Source organism: Pseudomonas sp. FW300-N2F2 (assembly GCF_017351655.1).
In the GTDB taxonomy this organism is placed as follows: Bacteria; Pseudomonadota; Gammaproteobacteria; order Pseudomonadales; family Pseudomonadaceae; genus Aquipseudomonas; species Aquipseudomonas fluorescens_AA.
Genome location: NZ_JACNDQ010000003.1, coordinates 136166 through 159201, shown reverse-complemented (window position 1 = coordinate 159201; position 23036 = coordinate 136166). Strand labels below are relative to the sequence as shown.

Here is a 23036-nt window from a genome sequence, read left to right as displayed (position 1 = left end):
CTCGGGCATTTATCGCCAAGAGTAAACATGTGAATCTGGTTTCAACGAATCACGACACTTCAACCTCAAAGGAACCTCACATGACTGTTCAAAACTCGAAAGTTGCCATCGTGACCGGCGCCTCCCGCGGCATCGGAGCAGAGATTGCCAAGCAATTGGCCAGCGAAGGCTTTGCCGTGGTCATCAATTACGCCAACAGCGCCACCGAAGCCTCGAAACTGGTGGTTCAACTGCGCCAGGCCGGCCATCAAGCCATAGCGGTCAAGGCAGACGTGTCCTCTTCTGCGGATGTGCGGCGGATGTTCGATGAAACCGAAGCGAAACTGGGCAAGGTCGATGTGTTGATCAACAACGCCGGCATCCTTCAGGTCATGCCCCTGGCGCAACACAGCGACGAGCTGTTCGAGCAGACGTTCGCCATCAACACCCGTGGCACCTTCAACACCTTGCGCGAAGCCGCGACCCGCCTGAACGACGGAGGCCGGATCGTGAATTTTTCCAGCAGCACCGTAGGGCTGAACCTGCCCGGCTACTCGGTGTACATCGCCAGCAAGGCGGCGGTGGAATCCCTGACCCAGGTATTCGCCAAGGAACTGCGCGGTCGCCAGATCACGGTCAATGCCGTGGCTCCCGGCCCGGTCGCCACCGAACTGTTCATGCACGGCAAGAGCAAAGAACAGGTGCAGCACTACGCCAAGATGCCGCCCCTGGAACGCCTCGGCCAGCCGCAGGACATTGCCAGCATCATCGCGTTCCTGGTGAGCCCGGCCGCTGGCTGGGTGAATGGGCAGGTCCTGCGGGCCAATGGCGGGCTTGTCTGAAGCTTCGCCCGGCGGGGTCCGGCAAACCGCTATCGCGAGCAAGCTCGCTCCCACAAGGGAGTCAGCGGCCCTCCAAGAAGGAATCACTTGCCCCTGTGGGAGCGAGCTTGCTCGCGATGAGGCCGGTAAAGATGGAAAACCTACGGCCTCGCTCAGCGCACCAAATGCAGGAACTGCAGGTGCCGCTCGTACTGGTCGAGGATGTCGTTGATGATTTGCTCCTTGGTGTAGCCCACCAGGTCGTAATCCTGGCTGCCTTCGCTCAAGTGCACCTCGGCACGGTAGTAGCGCCGGTTGTTGAGCTCCTTCGAGCCCATGCCGCCGCGGGCGAAGGACGGCGTGAAGTAGCCGCGCATCTGCACCTGGTAGATGAACGGATGCTGCTCGCCGTGACCGATCTCCAGGCTGACGCTGTCGTTGGCCGGGTCGGGCTGGGTCACCACCGTCAGCCCCTTCTCGACGAACACCGCGGTCACCTCTTCAATGGCCGGGCGCACCGTGGTGTCGAGGAAACGGTACACCTCGTCACGGGACGGGAAATGCACCGCCTGGCTCAAGCGCTGACGCCAGCCGCCCGTGCCCCGGCGCGATCCCGACACCGGTGCCAGGGAATGCAGTTGCGCGATCTGCTTCTGGGACTCCAGGTAAAACGCCTTGTGCAGGCCCCACATCATCAACAGCAAAATCAGTGAGAACGGCAAGGACGTCAGCACCACCGCCGACTTCAAGGCATCGATGCTGCCGGAGAACAACAACGCACTGGTCACCAGGGCCGTCATCGCGCCCCAGAACACCCGCAGCCACTTCGGCCCATCCTCATCGGGATTGCCGCCCTTGGCGGACAGCGTCGAAAGCACCACGGTGCCCGAGTCAGCGGACGTGACGAAGAACACGAAGCTGATGAATACGGTGACCGCGATGACGGTCTTGCTCCACGGGTAGGTTTCCAGCAGCAGGTAAAGGCTCATCGACGGGTTTTCCAGGGCGGACATGCCCAGGGCACTCATGCCGTGGTTCAGCACTTGGTCGATGGCGCTGTTGCCGAAGATCGACATCCACGCCAGGGTGAAACCCAGGGGGATCAGCAGCACGCCAAACACGAATTCGCGGATGGTGCGGCCACGGGAAATCCGCGCGATGAACAGGCCCACGAACGGCGACCACGCGATCCACCAGGCCCAGTAGAACACCGTCCAGCCGCCCAGCCAGTCGCTGGGCTTGTTGTAGGCGTACAGGTCGAAACTTTTCATCGGCAAGGCGCCGAGGTAATCGCCGATGTTCTGGATCAAGGTATTGAGCAAGTGCTGGGTGGGTCCGGCGAACAACACGAACAGCAACAACGCACAGGCCAGCAGCATGTTGATGTCGGACATGACCCGCACGCCCTTGTCGACACCGGCCACCGCGACGATGATCGCCGCGCCCATCATCAGCACGATCAAACCAACTTGAATCCACTGGGTGTGAGCGATGCCGAACAGGTAGTCGAGCCCGGAATTGAGGTGCAGCACACCAAAACCCATGTCCGCGCCGAGGCCGAACACCGTCGCGATAATGCCGAAGCCGTCCACGGCGTAGCCGATGGGGCCGTTGATACGCTTGCCGATCAGCGGGTACAGCGCCGAACGCAGGGCCAGCGGCAGATTGTGCCGGTAGGCGAAATACGCCAGGGCCATGCCGACGAACGCGAAGACGCCCCAGCCGTGCAGGCCCCAGTGCAAGAACAGGATCTGCATGGCTTGGCGCGCCGCCTCGGCGGTACCGGCCTGGCCTTGGGGCGGCTGCACCATATGGGTCAGCGGCTCGGAAACGCAGAAGAAAAACAGCGTGATGCTGATGCCAGCGGCAAACAGCATGCCGGCCCAGGACAGATAGCTGAATTCGGGCTCGTCGTGGTCGGCACCGAGCTTGATCTTGCCGTAGCCGGACAAGGCGGTGACCACCACGAAGACCAGATACAGCGTCATCGCGAGCATGTAGTACCAGCCGACCGTATTGGCCGCCCAGTTCTGCGCGGCCAGCAACCAGGCGCCGGCCTGGGCGGGCATGGCAATCACCACCAGGCCGAACAGCAGGATAAAGGTCGCGGCGAAGTAAAACACCGGCGGGTTCATGCGGACCAGGCCGCTGGGTGGCAGGGACGAAGCACTCATGGGCGAGGCACCCCGGGCAACGAAACGGCGAGGGTCGAAAACGGACTCGGCAAAAGCAAGCCTCCTTATTGTGAGCGGGCAGCAAACCGACGGTTTAACTTGAATGAACGTTCAAGTTAAACATGAATAGGCAGCTAAGGACTAATCGCAGGGCTCAACGGCATGCTTCCTACGCTAGCCTACGGGAGGGTATGACGTTGCCTGGTGAGCATTCGTTCAGTGTCTAAGCCATATACACAGCCCCCTGTGGGAGCGAGCTTGCTCGCGATGGCGGTATGTCAGTCAATACAGAGGCCAACTGAACCACCGCTATCGCGAGCAAGCTCGCTCCCACAGGATTTGAGGTGTTCATAAATCATGTGTCACTCCCTGCCCGTCGCTGGTTTACTTCCAAACAAATGATTGCCGGTTGCCCACGAATATCCGCGTGCCTATAGTCCAGACATCGCCTACAACCAGTACGGACCCATGATCAAAGAACAGTTGTCTCGCTTTAACCGTCTCGACCTGCTCAGCCATCCGACACCGTTGGAAAAACTCGACCGCCTCTCCACCTGGCTCGGCCGGGACATCTATATCAAGCGCGACGACCTGACGCCCCTGGCCTTGGGCGGCAACAAACTGCGCAAGCTCGAATACCTGGCCGCCGACGCCATCGCCCAAGGCGCCGATACCCTCATCACCGCCGGGGCGATCCAGTCCAACCACGTACGCCAGACCGCCGCCCTGGCCGCGAAGCTGGGCCTGGGTTGCGTGGCCTTGCTGGAAAACCCCATCGGCACCGAAGACAGCAATTACCTGGGCAACGGCAACCGGCTGCTGCTGGAGCTGTTCGACGCCAAGGTCGAGCTGGTGGAAAACCTGGACAACGCCGACGAGCAATTGCAGGCCCTCGCCGGGCGCCTGCGCAGCAATGGGAAAAAGCCCTACCTGGTGCCGATTGGCGGTTCGAACGCCTTGGGCGCGCTGGGGTATGTGCGCGCCGGCCTGGAACTGGCCGAGCAGATCAAGGACACCGGAATCGAGTTCGCTGCCGTGGTACTGGCCTCGGGCAGTGCCGGGACCCACAGCGGCCTGGCGCTGGCGTTGAGTGAAAGCCTGCCGGCGCTTCCGGTCATTGGCGTCACGGTTTCGCGCAGCGAGGAGGACCAGTTTCCGAAGGTCCAGGGCCTTGCCGAGCGCACGGCAGCGTTACTCGAAGTCGCCCTTCCGGAAGCGTTCAAAGTGATCCTGTGGGATGAATATTTCGCCCCCCGCTACGGCGAACCGAACGCCGGGACACTGGCGGCGGTCAAGCTGCTGGCCAGCCTGGAAGGTCTGTTGCTCGATCCGGTCTACACCGGCAAGGCCATGGCCGGCCTGCTCGATGGCATTGGCCGCGACCGTTTCGAGGAAGGCCCGATCATCTTCCTGCACACCGGCGGCGCACCGGCGTTGTTTGCCTATAACGCAGTCTTCTGAAGATGTGGAAACCCTCAATGTGGGAGCGAGCTTGCTCGCGATGAGGGTGTGTCAGCTAATTGGAGTTCGGCTGATCCACTGCTATCGCGAGCAAGCTCGCTCCCACAGGGGTCATTCCAAACAGGCATATATGGTTGATTTAATATTATTTTCCAATCTATAAAAGCCAACTTATAGTCTCGCCGCAGGCGCATTTGCCGCGAGACGCCCAGGTTGCTTTAAGGCAGGATGTGGCAATCTTTTCGGATCGCGGCTACGCCTTATCTCAGCCAAAATAACCTCTTCATAAGAAAACACAGGGGCTTGTCATGAATTTTTCCGCATTACGTCGCAACCTGTTGGTCGGTTCGCTGGGCCTGGCATTGAGCGCCGGGCTGTTGGGGCAAGCGGTTGCCGGTGAGCAACTGCAGAAAATCAAGGATGCGGGCGTTATCAACGTCGGTCTGGAAGGCACTTATCCTCCGTTCAGCTTCGTCGACGCCGACGGCAAGCTGGCCGGTTTCGAAGTGGAATTTTCCGAGGCCCTGGCCAAGGAACTGGGCGTGAAGGTCAAGCTGCAGCCAACCAAATGGGACGGCATCCTCGCGGCGCTGGAATCCAAGCGTCTGGACGCGGTGATCAACCAAGTGACCATTTCCGAAGAGCGCAAGAAGAAGTATGACTTCTCCGAGCCCTATACCGTTTCCGGGATTCAGGCGCTGACCCTGACCAAGAATAAAGACTCCATCAAGACCGCCGCCGACCTGGCCGGCAAGAAAGTCGGCGTAGGCCTGGGCACCAACTACGAACAATGGGTAAAGGCCAACGTGCCCAGCGCTGATGTACGTACCTACGAAGATGATCCGACCAAGTTCCAGGATCTGCGCGTAGGCCGCATCGACGCCATCCTGATCGACCGCCTCGCCGCGCTCGAATATGCCAAGAAAGCCAAGGACACTGCCGCCGCCGGCGAAGCCTTCTCCCGCCAGGAAGCCGGTATTGCCCTGCGCAAAGGCGAGCCCGAACTGCTGGCAGCCGTGAACAAGGCCATCGAGAAACTGCGCGCCGACGGTACGCTGAAGAAACTTTCGGAAAAATACTTCAGCGCTGACGTTACCCAATAATGGAAGCAGCTCTTCAACTCGCACTGGACTCCGCGCCCTTCCTGCTCAAGGGCGCGTATTACACGGTCATCCTCAGCCTGGGCGGCATGTTTTTCGGCTTGCTGCTGGGGTTCGGCCTGGCGCTGATGCGCCTGTCGCGCTTCAAACTGGTGAGCTGGATTGCCCGCATCTACGTGTCGTTCTTTCGCGGCACGCCGTTGCTGGTGCAGTTGTTCGTGATCTATTACGGGTTGCCGCAACTGGGCATCGAGCTGGATCCGCTGCCAGCGGCGCTGATCGGTTTCTCGCTGAACATGGCCGCCTATGCGTGTGAAATCCTGCGGGCCGCCATCAGTTCCATCGAGCGCGGCCAGTGGGAAGCGGCGGCGAGTATCGGCATGACCCGCGCCCAGACCCTGCGCCGGGCCATCCTGCCGCAAGCCGCACGCACGGCCCTGCCACCGTTGGGCAACAGCTTCATTTCCCTGGTCAAGGACACCGCGCTGGCGGCGACCATCCAGGTGCCGGAGCTGTTCCGCCAGGCGCAGTTGATCACCGCGCGAACCTTCGAAATCTTCACCATGTACCTTGCCGCCGCGCTGATCTATTGGGTTCTTGCCACCGTGCTCTCGCACCTGCAGAACGTCCTGGAAGCCCGGGTCAATCGGCATGACCAGGAGTCCTGACCCATGATTGTCGTGGAAAAACTGACAAAGCAGTTCAAGGGTCAGGTGGTGCTCAACGGCATCGACCTGAAGATCGAAGAAGGCGAAGTGGTTGCGATCATCGGCCCCAGCGGCTCGGGCAAGACGACGTTCCTGCGTTGCCTGAACTTCCTCGAAGAGCCTACCAGTGGCCGGATCAAGGTCGGCGACATCGAGATCGATGGCAGTCGTCCGCTGAACCAGCAACAAGGCCTGGTGCGCCGTTTGCGCCAGCAGGTGGGCTTCGTGTTCCAGAACTTCAACCTGTTCCCCCATCGCACCGCCTTGGAAAATGTCACCGAAGGCCCGCAGGTGGTGAAGAAAATTCCCCGCGCCGACGCCGAAGCCCTGGGGCGCAAGCTGTTGGCCAAGGTCGGGCTGGCCGGCAAGGAAAACGCCTACCCACGGCGCCTTTCCGGCGGCCAGCAACAGCGCGTGGCGATTGCCCGGGCGTTGGCGATGGAACCAGCGGTGATCCTGTTCGACGAGCCGACCTCGGCCCTTGATCCGGAGCTGGTAGGCGAGGTCCTGGCAACCATTCGCGGCCTGGCCGAAGAAAAGCGCACCATGGTCATCGTGACCCACGAAATGGGCTTCGCCCGAGACGTGGCCAACCGTGTGGTGTTTTTCGACAAAGGCGTGATCGTCGAACAAGGCGAAGCCAAGGCCTTGTTTGCGGCCCCCAAGGAAGAACGCACGCGACAGTTCCTCAGCAAGTTCCTCTCTGCCGGACACGGCGACCAGTAAATCAGTGTTATCACTTCCAGGGATGGAAGTGAGGCCGCTGCACAACTAACACGACATCGCCTTTCTTTTATCCGAACGACACAACTTGCAATTTACACCCGACTAAAAGCCTCCGTTTTTATATAGGAAGTAACCTATATATAACTCTCGCAACATTTTCCCTCCGCCTTCCTCACAAACTTAGTTGTCAGACGCGGCCTCTAGCCCTTCTCGAAAAAACCAACGAGCCTAGGAAATTGGCCTGCCGCGCCGCTCATTCTTAACATGCACACGTAGGACGTTTCTGAAGCCTTTCACAACGAGTTATTAAGCAACCGGCTCTATTGACACTGAAACTGTAGAGCCCTTATCTAGTGCCCGACAGGCGACGCACCGTATTTTAGTTTGTGCAGTGACTAAGCACAGACAGCCCCTATGGCTACACCCATAACATATACATCGCGATGATCTATCGCCTTTTGATCTTCCCGAAACGGACTTAGTTTTCAAGCATCAAGGAGAACACCATGACATGTAAGTCGAAGAGTCCTGAACTGGCCGCCCCCACACTGGCCAATGCCCACCCTACTGGCATCAATATCGCCAACGCCGCTCACCTGGAGGTGGCTATTGCGCCTTACCCCGGCATGGACACCGGTGACCTGATCGAACTGTTCTGGGACAACTGCTACGTCGGTTCGCGCGTGCTGTCGCAGGCCGACGTGCTGGGCAACATCACGATGCGGATCCCGGAGAGCTTCATCGTCAACGGCACCTCGCGCATCCATTATCGGGTGATGCAGGTCGGACGCGGGCCGGCGCTGTCGGCCAAGCAACAGGTGCTGGTGAAGCTCGATTGTCCCGGCGGCCAACCGTTGGCCCTGAGCGGCGATGAAAACCAGGGCTTGGCGCCGGTGCGCATTCCCACCACCATCCGGCGCCAAGGGGTGAACCCGAGCCAGATCAAGCGCGGCGTACCGCTGACCATCGAACCCTACCTGAACATGGCCGTCGGCGATGCCGTGACCCTGCGCTGGGGCGATGTGCGCATGGACCTGCCTGCGCTCACCGCCAGCGAGGTCGGCCAGCCGATCAATATCTGGGTCCCGCCGCAGATCATCCTGGAGGCGGGAGAAGACCTGCGCCTGGAAGTGACCTACTGCATCCTCGACCGCGTGGGCAACAACTCCCACTGGGCACCGCCACGGACGTTGAAGATCGGTTGCGCCAATCCCTATCCGAAGAAGCCCTCGAAAGAGGCCCTCATGGCCGCTGAACCGCGACATCGAGCGCCTTGATACAGAGCGCTTTTGGTGGCGAGGGAGCTTGCTCCCGCTTGGGTGCGCAGCGCCCACCGGTAAAAGAAGGGTTGCTGCGCAACCCAGCGGGAGCAAGCTCCCTCGCCACAGAGGACTCCTTCCAATTGAATCTAACCTATATATATTCCTAAAAGTTAGTTCAAAAATAATTTACACACGCTTAGGGTATATAAACCGGACCACCGGACATTCTAGATTTTTGCTCGCCGTCTTCATCGCGGCGTTTCTTGAGATGTGAGGTGGGTATGGAACGGAACACAATCGCCCCAGTGCAGTATGCCAAGGCACTGCCCGCAGCCACGGAGTGGCTGTAATGTCGGATTTGGCGCAAGCAAAGGTCCAGAGCGACCTGGACATCGCCCCCCTGCTGTTGCCCGCGCAGGTGTTGCGCAACGATGCCGAGGCGATCAAGGCCGCCCATGAACTGGCACAGGTCGCCCGTCAGCAAGCCGCGCGTCGTGACCAGCAACGCAAGCTGCCTTGGGCGGAAATCGAGCAATTCACCCGCAGCGGACTGGGCAGCATCGCCGTTCCCCGGGCCTACGGCGGCCCACAGGTTTCGTTCGTCACCCTGGCCGACGTGTTCGCAATCATTTCCGCCGCCGACCCGGCCCTGGGGCAGATCCCCCAGAACCAGTTCGGCGTGCTCCAGCTGATTCTCGGTACCGGTACCGAGCGGCAGAAAAAAACCCTGTTGCAGAGCGTGCTCGAAGGCTGGCGCATCGGCAATGCCGGGCCCGAACGTGGCACTCGCAACACCCTTGAACTCAAGGCGCGGATCACCGCCGACGGTGACGGCTTCGTCATCAATGGCCAGAAGTTCTATTCCACTGGCGCACTGTTCGCCCACTGGGTCGCGGTCAAGGCGCTGAATGACGAGGGCCGGCAAGTGCTGGCGTTCGTGCGGCGTGGCACCCCGGGCCTGCGCATCGTCGACGATTGGTCGGGCTTCGGCCAGCGCACCACCGCCAGCGGCACCGTGCTGCTGAACAATGTGCGGGTGGATGCCGAGTTGGTCCTGGAGAACTGGCGCATCAATGAAACGCCCGGTGTGCAAGGGGCGATTTCCCAACTGATCCAGGCCGCCATCGATGCGGGCATTGCTCGTGGCGCCATCGACGATGCCATCGCCTTCGTGCGCGAACAGGCCCGGCCCTGGATCGACGCCAAGGTCGACCGGGCCAGTGATGACCTCTACGTGATCGCCGACATCGGCAAGCTGAAAATCGAGTTGCACGCCGCCGAAGCGTTGCTGCGCAAGGCCGGACAAGTATTGGACCAAGTCAGTGCCGCCCCCATCACCGCACAATCGTCCGCCCGCGCCTCGATTGCCGTGGCCGAAGCCAAGGCACTCACCACCGAGATCGCCCTGCAAGCCAGCGAAAAACTGTTCGAGCTGGCCGGCAGCCGCGCCACCCTCGCCGAATTCAATCTTGATCGCCACTGGCGCAACGCACGGGTCCATACCCTGCACGACCCGGTGCGCTGGAAGTATCACGCGGTAGGCGCCTACCACCTGAACGGCACCTTGCCGGCCCGGCATTCCTGGATCTGACGACCCGACCTCTGGAGCAGTACATGACGTTTTCTCAACACGTCGCGGTGATCACCAGCGATGAACAAGCCCTGATCGTGGCCAGTGACCTGGCCGATGACTTCAAGCGCGACAGTGCCCTGCGCGACCGCGAGCGGCGCTTGCCGTACCCGGAACTGGAGGCCTTCTCTCGTTCTGGCCTGTGGGGCATCAGTGTACCCAAGGCCTATGGCGGCGCCGGGGTGTCCAACGTCACCCTGGCCAAAGTCATTGCGCTGATTTCCCAGGCCGACGGCTCGCTGGGGCAGATTCCGCAAAATCATTTCTACGCCCTGGAGGTACTGCGGGTAAACGGCACTGAAGCGCAAAAACAACGCCTGTACGCCGAAGTGCTCGCCGGGCAGCGTTTTGGTAACGCACTGGCCGAACTTGGCACCAAGACTGCCCATGACCGTACCACCCAGCTGCGCCGCGACGGCGAGGGTTATCGCATCAATGGCCGCAAGTTCTACGCCACGGGGGCTATCTATGCCCAGCGTATCCCCACCTCGGTGGTGGATGAAAACGGCGTGCAACAACTGGCGTTCGTCCCTCGTGACAGCAAAGGCCTGACGGTGATCGACGACTGGAGCGGTTTCGGCCAGCGCACCACAGGCAGTGGTTCGGTGGTGTTTGAAAACGTGTATGTCGCCGCCGACGACATCGTGCCCTTCCAAAGTGCTTTCGAACGTCCCACACCGGTGGGGCCACTGGCGCAGATTCTTCACGCTGCCATCGACACCGGCATCGCCCGCGCCGCCTATGAAGACGCCTTGCATTTTGTCCGCAGCAAAACCCGTCCCTGGATCGATGCCACCAGCGACGTCGCCACCGAAGACCCGCACACCCTCAAGAGTTTCGGCCAACTGAGCATCCGCCTGCATGCCGCCGAAGCCCTGTTGGAACGCGCCGGTGAATTCCTCGACCGGGCCCAGGCCGACACCGGGGCCGACACGGTCGCCGCCGCCTCGATTGCCGTGGCCGAAGCCCGTGCCATCAGCACCGAAACATCCCTGGCCGCCAGCAGCACGCTGTTCGAACTGGCCGGCAGCCAGGCGACCCTGGCCGAACATGGCCTCGACCGTCACTGGCGCAACGCCCGGGTGCACACCCTGCATGACCCGGTGCGCTGGAAATACCACGCCGTGGGCAACTTCTACCTCAACGACGAAAAACCGCCGCTGCGGGGGACCATCTGATGGCGGCCGGCAAAAAAAAGATCCTGCTCAACGCGTTCAACATGAACTGCATCGGGCACATCAACCATGGGCTGTGGACTCATCCCCAGGACACCTCGACTCAGTTCAACACCCTCGAATACTGGACCGCCCTGGCGCAATTGCTCGAGCGCGGGTTGTTCGACGGGTTGTTCATCGCCGACATCGTCGGCGTCTATGACGTGTACCAACAGTCGGTGGATGTCACGCTCAAGGAATCAATCCAACTGCCGGTCAATGACCCATTGCTGCTGGTCTCCGCGATGGCCGCCGTGACGAAAAACCTGGGCTTCGGCCTCACCGCCAACCTGACCTACGAACCGCCCTACCTGTTTGCCCGACGCATGAGCACCCTCGACCACCTGAGTCGCGGCCGGGTCGGCTGGAACATCGTCACCGGCTACCTGGACAGCGCCGCCAAAGCCATGGGCCTGACGGCGCAAGTCGAGCATGACCGCCGCTACGACCAGGCCGATGAATACCTGCAAGTGCTCTACAAACTGTGGGAGGGCAGCTGGGAAAACGACGCTGTGATCAACGACCGCGAGCAGCGGATCTATGCCCAACCGGAGAAAGTGCACAAGGTCCGCCACCAAGGCGAGTTCTACCAGGTCGAGGGCTATCACCTGTGCGAACCGTCGCCCCAACGCACCCCGGTGCTGTTCCAGGCCGGCAGTTCCGAGCGTGGTTTGCTGTTCGCCGGGCGGCACGCCGAGTGCGTGTTCATCAGCGGCCAGAACAAACCGGCGACCAAGGCCCAGGTGGACAAGGTCCGCGCCAGTGCCATCGAGGCCGGACGCAACCCCGGGGACATCAAGGTGTTCATGGGCCTGAACGTGATCGTCGGCGAGACCGAGGCGGCCGCCTGGGCCAAGCATGCCGAGTACCTGAGCTACGCCAGTGCCGAAGCCGGGGTGGCGCATTTTTCCGCGTCGACGGGGATCGATTTTTCCCAGTACGAACTGGACGAGCCGATCCAGTACGTCAAGAGCAACGCCATCCAGTCCGCCACCAAGACCCTGCAGAACAACGACTGGACCCGGCGCAAATTGTTGCAGCAACACGCCTTGGGCGGTCGCTACATCACGGTGGTGGGCTCGCCCGAACAGGTGGCCGATGAGCTGGAGTCGTGGATTGCCGAAACCGGCCTCGATGGCTTCAACCTGACTCGCATCGTGACACCGCAAAGCTACGTGGACTTCATCGACCTGGTGATCCCCGAGTTGCAGCGACGCGGCTCGTACAAGACCGAATACGACAACGGCACCTTGCGGGAAAAGCTGTTCCGCGCAGAGGCCCATCTACCCGAACAACACACCGGTTCGACCTACCGCCAAAAAGCGCACGGCTCAATTAATCAATGACTGGAATAACCGACATGACCACGCAACTCCTGACCCTGCCAGTCAAAGCACTGGCCCTGGCCCTCGGCCTGTTCAGCTCGGCGCTGTTTGCCGCCGACGCACCGCTGAAGATCGGCACCACCGCCGCGTTCGCCATTCCCCTGGAGGCAGCGGTCGAAGAGGCCGGCAAGCAAGGCCTGAAGGTCGAACTGGTGGAGTTCAGCGACTGGATCGCGCCCAACGTCAGCCTGGCCTCCGGTGACATCGACGTGAATTACTTCCAGCACATCCCGTTCCTGGAAAACGCCAAGGCTGCCGCCGGGTTCGACCTGGTGCCGTTTGCGCCGGGGATCATCAACAACGTTGGTCTCTATTCGAAAAAATACAAAAGCTTCGACGAACTGCCCGAAGGCGCCAGCGTCGCCATTGCCAACGACCCGATCAACAGCGGTCGCGGCCTGCAACTGCTGGCCAAGGCCGGGCTGATCAGCCTCAAGCCGGGCGTCGGCTACAAGGCCACCGAAGACGACATCGTCGCCAACCCGAAGAAACTCAAGATCCTGCAAGTCGAAGCGGTGCAACTGGTGCGCGCCTATGAAGACGCCGACCTGGTGCAGGGTTATCCGGCCTACATCCGCCTGGCCAAGACCTTCGATGCCAGCTCGGCCTTGCTGTTCGACGGCCTCGATCACAAGGAATACGTGATTCAGTTCGTGATCCAGCCCAAGAGCCAGAACGATCCACGGCTGATCAAGTTCGTCGACATCTACCAGCACTCGCCAGTCGTGCGCGCCGCCCTGGACAAGGCCCACGGCAAGCTCTACCAGGCCGGTTGGGAAGGCTGACATGAACGCCGTCAACGCGCGACTGCGCGACGAAGCTCCCGCGCCGCAAAGCGCCGACCAGACTGAACTGCATCCAGAGTTGAACCGTGCCCACGTGCGCTTCATCGGCCTGGGCAAGACCTACAACGGCAGCCAGGGCCCGGTGGCCGCGCTGCAAGGCATCGACCTGGCGATCCAGCGCGGCGAAGTGTTCGGCATCATCGGCCGCAGCGGTGCCGGCAAGTCTTCGCTGATCCGCACCATCAACCGGCTCGAACAACCCACCAGTGGCCGGGTGTTGATCGACCGGGTGGACATCGGCGAGTTCGATGAAGACCGCCTGGTGGAGCTGCGTCGGCGCATCGGCATGATCTTCCAGCACTTCAACCTGATGTCGGCCAAGACCGTGTGGCAGAACGTCGAACTGCCGCTCAGAGTCGCCGGCGTGCCCAAGGAGCAGCGCCAGCGCAAAGTCCGCGAGCTGTTGGAGCTGGTGGGTCTGCACGGCAAGCACAAAGCCTACCCGGCGCAGCTTTCGGGCGGGCAGAAGCAGCGCGTCGGGATTGCCCGGGCGCTGGTGCATGACCCGCAGATCCTGCTGTGCGACGAGGCCACCTCGGCCCTGGACCCGGAGACCACCCAGTCGATCCTCGGCCTGCTGCGCGAGATCAACCAGCGGCTGGGCCTGACCATCGTCTTGATCACCCATGAAATGGCAGTGATTCGCGAAGTCTGCGACCGGGTGGTGGTGCTTGAGCAGGGGCGGATCGTCGAGCAGGGACCGGTCTGGGAAGTCTTCGGCAACCCGCAACACGAGGTCAGCCGGACCCTGCTGGCGCCGTTGCAACACGCCATCCCGGAAGAACTGCAAAGTCGCCTGCAGGTGCTGCCGGCGTCGGCGGACGCGGCTACGGTGCTGCGCTTGCAATTCACCGGCATAGATCGCGAGGAACCGGATCTTGCCGCCTTGTTCAGCGCCCTCGGTGGGCGAGTGCGCTTGCTGCACGGCGGCATCGAACGGATTCAGGGCCACGGGCTGGGGCAATTGCTGCTGGCCGTGAGCGGTTCGTCGTGGGGCGCCGAGGAACTTCGTCAACGGGCGGGCAATTGGGCGCAACGGGTGGAGGTGCTGGGTTATGTGGTTTGATCGGTTGCTGCAAGGTTTCATCGACACGTTCCTGATGGTCGGCGTGTCGTCGTTGATCGCGTTGCTGGCGGGCATACCGCTGGCGGTGATCCTGGTCACCAGCGGCAAGGGCGGGATCTATGAAGCGCCGGCCTTGAACCGGGCCCTGGGCGCGTTCGTGAACCTGTTCCGCTCGATACCGTTCCTGATTCTGATGGTGGCGCTGATTCCGTTCACCCGGCTGATCGTCGGCACCACCTATGGCGTGTGGGCCGCGGTCGTACCGCTGACCATCGCCGCCACGCCGTTCTTCGCCCGTATCGCCGAAGTCAGCCTGCGGGAAGTCGACCATGGCCTGATCGAAGCGGCCCAGGCCATGGGTTGCCGCCGCTGGCACATCGTCTGGCATGTGCTGCTGCCCGAAGCCCTGCCGGGCATCGTCGGCGGTTTCACCATCACGCTGGTGACCATGATCAACTCCTCGGCCATGGCCGGGGCAATCGGTGCCGGTGGCTTGGGCGACATCGCCTACCGCTATGGCTACCAGCGTTTCGACAGCCAGATCATGCTCACGGTGATCGTGTTGCTGGTGGCGTTGGTCGCCGTGATCCAATTGGGGGGTGACCGCCTGGCGCGGGGCTTGAACAAGCGCTGACTGGAGGAAGCAGTTGACCTGTGGGAGCAAAGCTTGCTCCCACAGGTAGACCGATGATCTTGCGGTATAGTCGGCTGACGCTCCCCACCTAAGCCCCCAATCATGAAACACACCACCGACGACCTGCACACCATCACCGCCACGACCCTGAGCCATTACAACGCCGTGGCAGAAAGCTTCCGCGAAGGCACCCGCGACCATGATGTCAGCCAGAACATCGACGCCTTGCTGCGCCATATCCAGGGCCAGGCACCGCTGCACATCCTGGATTTCGGCTGCGGCCCGGGGCGCGACCTGCGCACATTCACAGCCATGGGCCATGTCGCGGTCGGCCTCGACGGTTCAGCGGAATTTGCCCGCATGGCGCGCCAGGACAGCGGTTGTGAGGTGTGGCAGCAGGACTTCCTGGAACTCGACCTGCCGGCCGAACGCTTTGACGGGATTTTCGCCAACGCGGTGCTGTTTCATGTCCCGGTCCAGGAACTGCCTCGGGTACTCCAGCAACTGCACGCCACGCTCAAGCCCGGCGGCGTGCTGTTCAGCTCCAACCCTCGGGGCGAAAACCAGGAGGGCTGGAACGGCCAGCGCTTCGGCGCTTATCACGACCTCGAGGCCTGGCGCACATCGCTCACGCAAGCGGGCTTTGTAGAGCTGGAGCATTATTACCGGCCGGCGGGGCTGCCGCGGGAGCAACAGCCTTGGTTGGCAAGTGTCTGGCGCAGACCTGCTTAGGATTTGAGGGCGCCATCGCGAGCAAGCTCGCTCCCACACTCGATCAGTTCTGAACTCATGATCTGCGAGCACCGCAGCTCCCATGTGGGAGCGAGCTTGCTCGCGATAGCGGTCCAACAGTCAATGAAGCTTGATGGCTTGGCCTCATCGCCTGGAAGCTTCACTCCTGTTTTTTCAACCATTTCTGCGACAACTGCTCCAGCCTCCCGTCATCCTTGATACGCGTCAGGGCGTTATCCAGGCTGGCCTTGAACGCCGGGTTGCCCTTCTGGAACGGAATCACCAGGCTCGGCGGCGGGCCGCTCTTCTCTTCTTCCGGCTGGAACGACTGCGCCATGACCAACGGACGCTGCGGCTCCTCCTTGCTCGCCAGCAGTTGTGCATCCGGACGGCTGTAAGCGGCACTGAGGTCGAAACGTTCGGCCAGTTCCGGGGTCATTGCTATGTGGTTGATGGCAACGTCGTACTTGCCACTCTCCACACCGGGCAGCAGATCCCCGGCATCGGTGACCACGAAATCGGGCCGTACATCGAGTTCCGCCGCGAGCATTTCACCCAGTTCCACTTCGAAACCGGTGAGTTTGCCGTCTTCCTTGAAGTTGAAGGGCGCGGTGTTGGCCTCAAGGGCAATGCGCAGTTCGCCACGGTCATTGATGTCATCGATCAGTTCGGCATGAGCCAGGGGGCTCAAAAGGGGTAGCAGGCAAATCAGGCCAGGCAGAAAGCGCATGGTCACTCCTTTGTATTTATACAAGCGACGCTCGTTTCAGGCTCGCTTTGCTATGGTTGTTGCAGGCTTCGACAACGATTGGTCATGAAGTTGTGATGGCCAGGCGGATTTCATGGAAAAACTGGAGAAAAAAATGAAAAGCTTTATGTCTCGTGCCGCGTTGGCCGGTCTGTTATTGGGCGCTTCGATGCTGGCAAGCGCCGCGACACCGGCGCCTAAAGGTGCTGAAGTGTTCATCGTTTCCCCGGCAGACGGCGACACCGTCGCCCAGGAATTCACGGTCAAGTTCGGCGTCAAGGACATCGCCCTGGCCCCCGCCGGCGATGTGACCAAGAACACTGGCCATCACCATTTGCTGATCGATGTCGACACGTTGCCTGCGGCAGGCGCGCCGATTCCAAACGACGCCAACCACATGCACTTCGGCAAGGCACAGACCCAGGCCACCATCAAACTGGCCCCGGGCAAGCACACGTTGCAATTGATCCTCGGCGACAGTGGCCACATGCCGTTCGACCCGTCGATCGTGTCCGAGAAAATCACTGTCACCGTGAAATAACGCCTGACTGGCTGACACAACACAACCCGGTGGGAGCGAGCTTGCTCGCGATAGCGGTGTGCCAGTGGATAGATCGGCCAACTGAACCGACGCTATCGCGAGCAAGCTCGCTCCCACAGGTTATGTGCTCGACAAAAAAACGGGAGCCCCTTGCGAGGCTCCCGTTTTTTTACTGCAAAGCCAGCCTGCTTAGAACAACACGCGGCAACGAATCGTGCCATTGATGTGCTGCAGCTTCTCTTGCGCCAGGTCCGAGTATTCGGCGTCGACGTCGATCACGACGTAGCCGACTTTCTCGTTGGTCTGCAGGAACTGACCGGAAATGTTGATGCCGTTTTCGGCGAAGACCTTGTTGATCTCGCTCATCACACCCGGGATGTTCTCGTGGATGTGCAGCAGGCGATGCTTGCCAGGGTGTGCCGGCAGGGCCACTTCCGGGAAGTTCACCGACGATACCGACGTACCGTTGTCGCTGTACTTGACCAGTTTCTCCGCCACTTCCAGGCCGATGTTGGCTTGGGCTTCAGCGGTGGAACCGCCGATGTGCGGGGTCAGGATCACGTTGTCCAGGCCACGCAGCGGGCTTTCGAAGATGTCGTCGTTGGAGCGTGGCTCCACCGGGAACACGTCGATGGCGGCGCCGATCAGGTGCTTGTCCTTGATCGCTTCGGCCAGGGCGTCGAGCTTGACCACGGTGCCACGCGCGGCGTTGATCAGGATCCCGCCCTTCTTGATGGCACGGATTTCCTTCTCGCCGATCATCCACTGGGTGGCGGCGGTTTCCGGTACGTGCAGGGTCACGATGTCGGACATGCCCAGCAGCTCGTGCAAGTCGTTGACCTGGGTGGCGTTGCCCAGGGGCAGCTTGGTCACGGTGTCGTAGAAGAACACTTGCATGCCCAGGCCTTCAGCCAATACCGACAACTGCGTGCCGATCGAGCCGTAGCCGACGATACCCAGCTTCTTGCCGCGGATTTCGAAGGAGTTGGCCGCGCTCTTGATCCAGCCACCACGGTGGCAGGAAGCGTTCTTCTCAGGGATGCCGCGCAGCAGCAGGATCGCTTCGGCCAGCACCAGCTCGGCGACGGAACGGGTGTTGGAGTACGGCGCGTTGAACACCGCGATACCGCGCTCGCGAGCCGCGTTGAGGTCAACCTGGTTGGTGCCGATGCAGAAGCAGCCGACCGCCACCAGTTTCTTGGCGTGGTCGAAGATCTCTTCGGTCAGTTGAGTACGGGAGCGAATGCCGATGAAGTGAGCATCGGCGATCTTTTCCTTGAGCTGGGCTTCCGGCAGAGAACTGGTGATGTACTCGATGCTGGTGTAGCCCGCCGACTTGAGGACGTCGACAGCCGATTGGTGGACGCCTTCGAGAAGAAGGAACTTGATCTTGCTCTTATCGAGAGAAGTCTTGCTCATCTGCGTAAACCTGTGTCCCGGAGAAAAATGGCAGGGAATCGGACAGCGCATGCTGGCCCGACCGGCGTGACAGCCGTCGCCGCAGAACAGCCGTTGGGCACTACGCTGCGGGGTCGGTATGCTAGCATACGCACCCCGCTAAACACTCATTCCTGCGACGTGAAGCGTTCTCAGGATGACCATGAATTGTTCGAGAGTTCTATCGATGACCCATCCTGCCGTGATAGATGAGCTGAAGACCCTGGTTGAGCCTGGCAAGGTCTTGACCGATGCCGACTCCCTGAACGCTTACGGCAAGGATTGGACCAAGCATTTCGCCCCGGCGCCTTCGGCCATTGTCTTTCCCAAGACCACCGAACAGGTCCAGGCCATCGTGCGCTGGGCCAATGCGCACAAAATCGCGCTGGTGCCATCGGGCGGGCGCACCGGGCTGTCCGCCGCGGCCGTGGCTGCCAACGGCGAAGTCGTGGTGTCATTCGACTACATGAACCAGATTCTCGACGTGAACCTGACCGACCGTACTGCCGTGTGCCAGCCGGGCGTGGTCACCGAACAGCTACAGAACCAGGCTGAGGAACATGGCCTGTACTACCCGGTGGACTTCGCCTCGGCAGGTTCCAGCCAGATTGGCGGCAATATCGGCACCAATGCCGGCGGTATCAAGGTCATTCGCTACGGCATGACTCGCAACTGGGTGGCGGGCATGAAGGTCGTCACCGGCAAGGGCGACCTGCTGGAGCTGAACAAGGACCTGATCAAGAACGCCACCGGCTACGACTTGCGACAGCTGTTCATCGGCGCCGAAGGCACCCTAGGCTTCGTGGTCGAGGCCACCATGCGCCTGGACCGCGCGCCGAAAAACCTCACCGCCATGGTGCTCGGCACCCCGGACTTCGACTCGATCATGCCGGTGCTACACGCTTTCCAAGGCAAGCTGGACCTGACCGCCTTCGAATTCTTCTCCGACAAGGCCCTGGCCAAGGTCCTCGGTCGTGGCGACGTTCCGGCACCGTTCGAAACCGACTGCCCGTTCTACGCCTTGCTGGAATTCGAAGCCACCACCGAAGAAGTCGCCAACCACGCCCTGGAAACCTTCGAGCACTGTGTGGAGCAGGGCTGGGTGCTGGACGGCGTGATGAGCCAGAGCGAAACCCAACTGCAGAACCTGTGGAAGCTGCGCGAGTACATCTCCGAAACCATTTCCCACTGGACGCCGTACAAGAACGATATTTCGGTGACTGTTTCGAAAGTCCCAGCTTTCTTGCGGGAAATCGACGCGATCGTCGGCGAACACTACCCGGATTTCGAAATCGTCTGGTTCGGCCACATCGGCGACGGCAACCTGCACTTGAACATCCTCAAGCCGGAAGACCTCAGCAAGGATGAGTTCTTCGCCAAATGCGCGACCGTGAACAAATGGGTCTTTGAAACCGTCGAGAAGTACAACGGCTCGATTTCCGCCGAACACGGCGTGGGCATGACCAAGCGCGACTACCTGACCTATAGTCGTTCGCCGGTAGAAATCGAATACATGAAAGCCGTGAAGGCTGTCTTCGACCCGAACGGCATCATGAATCCGGGCAAGATTTTCGCGATTTGATACCTAAAACACCTGATGAACCCAAGAAGCAGGAGTCGGTAATGAGCTATCAGCACCAGTATGTCGACGGTACACGTATTCATTTCCCGGTGGGGAAAGTGGTGTGCATTGGCCGTAACTACGCCGAACATGCAAAGGAACTGGACAACCCGGTGCCCACCGAACCCTTGCTGTTCATCAAGCCGGGCAGTTGTGTGGTGCCACTGGAAGGCGGCTTCAGCATTCCCGCCGACCGTGGTTCGGTGCACTACGAGGCGGAAATCGCCGTACTGATCGGCAAGCCGCTGTCCACCAAACCCAGCGCTGAAGAAGTACTGGACGCGATCTCCGGCTTCGCCCCGGCCCTGGACCTGACCCTGCGGGACAAACAGGCCGAGCTCAAGGCCAAGGGCCTGCCTTGGGAGGTTGCCAAGTCCTTTGACGGTGCGGCGGTGATTGCCCCCTTTGTTTCGAACGCTACGTTTGCCGACCTGACTGACATTCCCGTGCGCCTGACCATCAACGGTGAAGTGCGCCAGGACGGCAACAGCAGCCTGATGCTCAACCCCATCGTGCCGATGATCCAATACATGGCCGGTTGCTTCTCGCTGCAGGCCGGCGACGTGATCCTCACCGGCACCCCGGCGGGCGTCGGGCCGCTGAATGCGGGCGATGAGCTGATCCTGGAACTGCCAGGGGCGAGCCGCTTCGAAAGCAGCGTTCGCTAACGGCCAACCCTTGCCCCCTTGTGGGAGCGAGCTTGCTCGCGATAGCGGTGTGCCAGCCAACACCCATGTTGAAGGTGATGGCCTCATCGCGAGCAAGCTCGCTCCCACGGGATATACATGACGCATCTGCGATCATTTACCGTTTTTTTCACATGCCATCCGGATAATTCCGGGGAATGCGGCATCTGAGCCAGCCACTCCCCTAGCCGAATTTTCTGGAACGCATTCCCCGATGGCCAAAACCCAAGCACTGCCTGCCGCCAAACCTGCCCGCCGCTCGCGCTTCGCCCTGCCCTGGTATGCCTGGTCGCTGCTGGCGGTGGCCGCAGCCTATGGCCTGGCGTTTGCGATGCACTGGGACGACCGCGGCCTGCTTTGGCTATCGGAACACTTCCAGAGCCCGGCCCAGCGCCAGGAAAGCATCTGGTTGCCGGACTACCACGCCGTGATCGACGCCAAGCCGCTACCAGGCATGGAGAAGGACGAGGCGTCCGATGTGGCCTACAACCCACAAACCAAGACCCTGTTCGCGGTCATGGGCAAGAACCCGTTCCTGGTGGAACTGACCCTGCAGGGCGACGTGCTGCGCAAGATGCCTTTGGTGGGCTGGAACAACCCTGAAGGCGTGACCTACATGACCAATGGCCTGTTGGCGATTACCGACGAGCGCAATCACATGCTGTCGATCGTCCAGGTGGATGCCAACACTCGCGAACTGAACAGCACTGACTTTCCTCACTATGATCTGGGCGCCTCGCAGAACCAGAACAAAGGGTTCGAAGCGATCGCCTGGGACCCACGCAACCAGCAACTGTTGCTCGGCGAAGAACGCCCGCCGGCACTGTTCACCTGGAAAAGCGATGGCAGCCAACTGCTCAAGGGCGACAAGCAGATCCATGTCAGCAATGAACTGGACCTGCGCAACCTCTCGGCATTGGCGATCGACCCGCGTACCGGCCATACGCTGGTGCTTTCGGCCGACTCCCACCTGCTGCTGGAACTGGACGAAAAAGGCGAGCAAGTCAGCTTCATGACCTTGCTGGGTGGCTTCAACGGCCTGAAAGACACGATCCCTCGCGCCGAAGGCGTCACCATCGACGACGCCGGAAACCTGTACATAGTCAGCGAGCCGAATCTGTTCTATCGTCTCGAAAAACAGCGCTGACAGGACTAACTCTGTAAGGTAAGTTCCCTTTCGTTGTAGGGTGTGGCACACCGCCATTAAGTTTCAGTTCAGGCAGCCGTGGTATTTCCACTCACCTGTTCTCATCCGAGCCCACCCCAACATGCGTCGACTCGCCCGTCCCAAACCCTTGATCCTGATATTGCTGACGCTGGCGCTGATCCTCCTGATCGCCGCCGGTCAACACCTGCGCCTGTTCGAGCGCGCCTGGTTCAACCTCAACACCTATTGGAAACCCACCAGCGAAGAGACCATCGCCCTGGACCAATACCGAGTCACGGTGGAGGCGCAGGTGATCGACGGCCTGGACGATGACGTTTCCGCGCTGACATTCGATCCGGTCCGCAAGAGCCTGTTCACCGTGACCAACCAGAATTCCGAGCTGATCGAGTTGTCCCTCGATGGCAAGATCCTGCGGCGCATCGCCCTGATCGGCTTCGGCGACCCGGAGGCGGTGGAATTCATCAGCGAAGACACTTACGTCATCACCGACGAGCGCCAGCAGCGCCTGATCAAGATTCACCTGGAGGACGACACCCAGTTCCTCGACGCCGCCGACGCCGAGCAAATGACCCTCGGCGTGCACATGAGCGGCAACAAGGGGTTCGAAGGGCTGGCCTACGACTCAGTGGGCAAACGCCTGTTCGTGGCCAAGGAACGCGACCCGATGCTGATTTATGAAGTGCATGGGTTTCCCCACCACAATCCAGAAAAGTCCTACGCGGTCCATGTGATCAACAACCCCAAGCGCGATGCCGGGCTGTTCGTGCGCGACCTTTCAAGCCTGCAATACGATGAACGCAGCGGCCACTTGCTGGCGCTGTCCGATGAATCGCGGCTGATTATCGAATTGGATATCGACGGCCGGCCATTGAGCACGCTGTCGTTGAGCAAGGGTGGCCAGGGCCTGCAAAAAACCGTGCCCCAGGCCGAAGGCCTGGCCATGGACGACGATGGCAACCTGTACCTGGTGAGCGAGCCGAACCTGTTCTATGTGTTCAAGAAGCCGCAGCCTTGATGCACCACAAAACCTAATGTGGGAGCGAGCTTGCTCGCGATGGCGGTGTGTCAGCCAACATCAATGTGTCGGATAGACCGCTAT

At 60.8% G+C, this 23036-nt stretch carries 21 protein-coding genes; 18 read left to right on the top strand and 3 right to left on the bottom strand.

Annotation, left to right across the window (positions count from 1 at the left end; translation table 11 throughout):
• Positions 1–80: 80 nt before the first annotated feature.
• Entirely contained in the window at positions 81–821 is a 741-nt protein-coding gene (locus J4E63_RS21550; protein ID WP_207283311.1) for an SDR family oxidoreductase, read from the top strand.
• A gap of 152 nt (positions 822–973) precedes the next feature.
• Here the strand turns inward: J4E63_RS21550 and betT are convergent, their stop codons facing one another.
• The gene (betT, locus tag J4E63_RS21545; protein WP_177431747.1) at positions 974–2935 is read right to left on the bottom strand and encodes a choline transporter BetT; all 1962 of its coding nucleotides are present in this window, start codon (positions 2933–2935) and stop codon (positions 974–976) included.
• Positions 2936–3442: 507 nt separating this feature from the next.
• On the opposite strand from betT, the gene J4E63_RS21540 reads away from it, so the two are divergent.
• The 12 genes from J4E63_RS21540 (at position 3443) to J4E63_RS21485 (ending at position 15736) form a co-directional block, all read left to right on the top strand.
• Positions 3443–4435 carry a D-cysteine desulfhydrase gene (locus J4E63_RS21540; RefSeq protein WP_207283310.1) on the top strand — a complete coding sequence of 331 codons (993 nt, stop codon included), beginning with the start codon at positions 3443–3445 and terminating at the stop codon, positions 4433–4435.
• 308 nt (positions 4436–4743) lie between these two features.
• Positions 4744–5538 carry a cystine ABC transporter substrate-binding protein gene (gene tcyJ / locus J4E63_RS21535; protein ID WP_207283309.1) on the top strand — a complete coding sequence of 265 codons (795 nt, stop codon included), beginning with the start codon at positions 4744–4746 and terminating at the stop codon, positions 5536–5538.
• On the top strand, positions 5538–6203 hold the full coding sequence (gene tcyL, locus J4E63_RS21530; protein WP_060739686.1) for a cystine ABC transporter permease: 666 nt from the start codon (positions 5538–5540) through the stop codon (positions 6201–6203). The genes tcyJ and tcyL overlap by 1 nt, the downstream gene beginning before the upstream one ends.
• A 3-nt stretch (positions 6204–6206) precedes the next feature.
• Positions 6207–6968, top strand: coding sequence for an L-cystine ABC transporter ATP-binding protein TcyN (tcyN, locus tag J4E63_RS21525; RefSeq protein ID WP_072409216.1), 762 nt, complete (start codon positions 6207–6209; stop codon positions 6966–6968).
• Between the two features lie 506 nt (positions 6969–7474).
• The gene (locus J4E63_RS21520) at positions 7475–8245 is read left to right on the top strand and encodes a hypothetical protein (RefSeq protein WP_207283308.1); all 771 of its coding nucleotides are present in this window, start codon (positions 7475–7477) and stop codon (positions 8243–8245) included.
• Positions 8246–8579: 334 nt separating this feature from the next.
• A complete protein-coding gene (locus tag J4E63_RS21515) occupies positions 8580–9821 on the top strand; it encodes an SfnB family sulfur acquisition oxidoreductase (protein ID WP_207283307.1) in 1242 nt (413 codons plus the stop codon).
• Between the two features lie 23 nt (positions 9822–9844).
• A complete protein-coding gene (locus tag J4E63_RS21510; RefSeq protein WP_207283306.1) occupies positions 9845–11038 on the top strand; it encodes an SfnB family sulfur acquisition oxidoreductase in 1194 nt (397 codons plus the stop codon).
• Positions 11038–12420 (top strand): LLM class flavin-dependent oxidoreductase, encoded by a 1383-nt coding sequence (locus J4E63_RS21505; RefSeq protein ID WP_207283305.1) that lies wholly within the window; start codon positions 11038–11040, stop codon positions 12418–12420. Before J4E63_RS21510 ends, J4E63_RS21505 begins: the two co-directional genes overlap by 1 nt.
• Before the next feature lie 14 nt (positions 12421–12434).
• On the top strand, positions 12435–13244 hold the full coding sequence (locus tag J4E63_RS21500; RefSeq protein WP_092329978.1) for a MetQ/NlpA family ABC transporter substrate-binding protein: 810 nt from the start codon (positions 12435–12437) through the stop codon (positions 13242–13244).
• A gap of 1 nt (position 13245) precedes the next feature.
• Positions 13246–14370, top strand: a complete 1125-nt coding sequence (locus J4E63_RS21495; RefSeq protein ID WP_207283304.1) for a methionine ABC transporter ATP-binding protein — start codon at positions 13246–13248, stop codon at positions 14368–14370.
• Positions 14360–15004 (top strand): methionine ABC transporter permease, encoded by a 645-nt coding sequence (locus J4E63_RS21490; RefSeq protein ID WP_025211262.1) that lies wholly within the window; start codon positions 14360–14362, stop codon positions 15002–15004. Before J4E63_RS21495 ends, J4E63_RS21490 begins: the two co-directional genes overlap by 11 nt.
• 102 nt (positions 15005–15106) lie before the next feature.
• Complete coding sequence (locus J4E63_RS21485) at positions 15107–15736, top strand: bifunctional 2-polyprenyl-6-hydroxyphenol methylase/3-demethylubiquinol 3-O-methyltransferase UbiG (RefSeq protein ID WP_207283303.1); 630 nt, start codon at positions 15107–15109, stop codon at positions 15734–15736.
• 160 nt (positions 15737–15896) lie between these two features.
• Here J4E63_RS21485 and J4E63_RS21480 read toward each other — a convergent pair whose 3' ends face one another.
• On the bottom strand, positions 15897–16466 hold the full coding sequence (locus J4E63_RS21480; RefSeq protein ID WP_207283302.1) for a transporter substrate-binding domain-containing protein: 570 nt from the start codon (positions 16464–16466) through the stop codon (positions 15897–15899).
• Positions 16467–16599: 133 nt separating this feature from the next.
• On the opposite strand from J4E63_RS21480, the gene J4E63_RS21475 reads away from it, so the two are divergent.
• A complete protein-coding gene (locus tag J4E63_RS21475) occupies positions 16600–17025 on the top strand; it encodes a DUF4399 domain-containing protein (protein WP_207283301.1) in 426 nt (141 codons plus the stop codon).
• 189 nt (positions 17026–17214) lie between these two features.
• Here J4E63_RS21475 and serA read toward each other — a convergent pair whose 3' ends face one another.
• Positions 17215–18444 (bottom strand): phosphoglycerate dehydrogenase, encoded by a 1230-nt coding sequence (serA, locus tag J4E63_RS21470; RefSeq protein ID WP_025211258.1) that lies wholly within the window; start codon positions 18442–18444, stop codon positions 17215–17217.
• Positions 18445–18649: 205 nt separating this feature from the next.
• On the opposite strand from serA, the gene J4E63_RS21465 reads away from it, so the two are divergent.
• From J4E63_RS21465 to J4E63_RS21450, 4 genes are all read left to right on the top strand, one after another.
• Positions 18650–20044 (top strand): FAD-binding oxidoreductase, encoded by a 1395-nt coding sequence (locus J4E63_RS21465; RefSeq protein ID WP_207283300.1) that lies wholly within the window; start codon positions 18650–18652, stop codon positions 20042–20044.
• Positions 20045–20085: 41 nt separating this feature from the next.
• Positions 20086–20751, top strand: a complete 666-nt coding sequence (locus tag J4E63_RS21460) for a fumarylacetoacetate hydrolase family protein (RefSeq protein WP_207283299.1) — start codon at positions 20086–20088, stop codon at positions 20749–20751.
• Between the two features lie 232 nt (positions 20752–20983).
• Complete coding sequence (locus J4E63_RS21455) at positions 20984–21916, top strand: SdiA-regulated domain-containing protein (RefSeq protein WP_207283298.1); 933 nt, start codon at positions 20984–20986, stop codon at positions 21914–21916.
• 121 nt (positions 21917–22037) lie between these two features.
• Positions 22038–22952, top strand: a complete 915-nt coding sequence (locus J4E63_RS21450; protein ID WP_207283297.1) for an SdiA-regulated domain-containing protein — start codon at positions 22038–22040, stop codon at positions 22950–22952.
• Positions 22953–23036 lie beyond the last annotated feature (84 nt).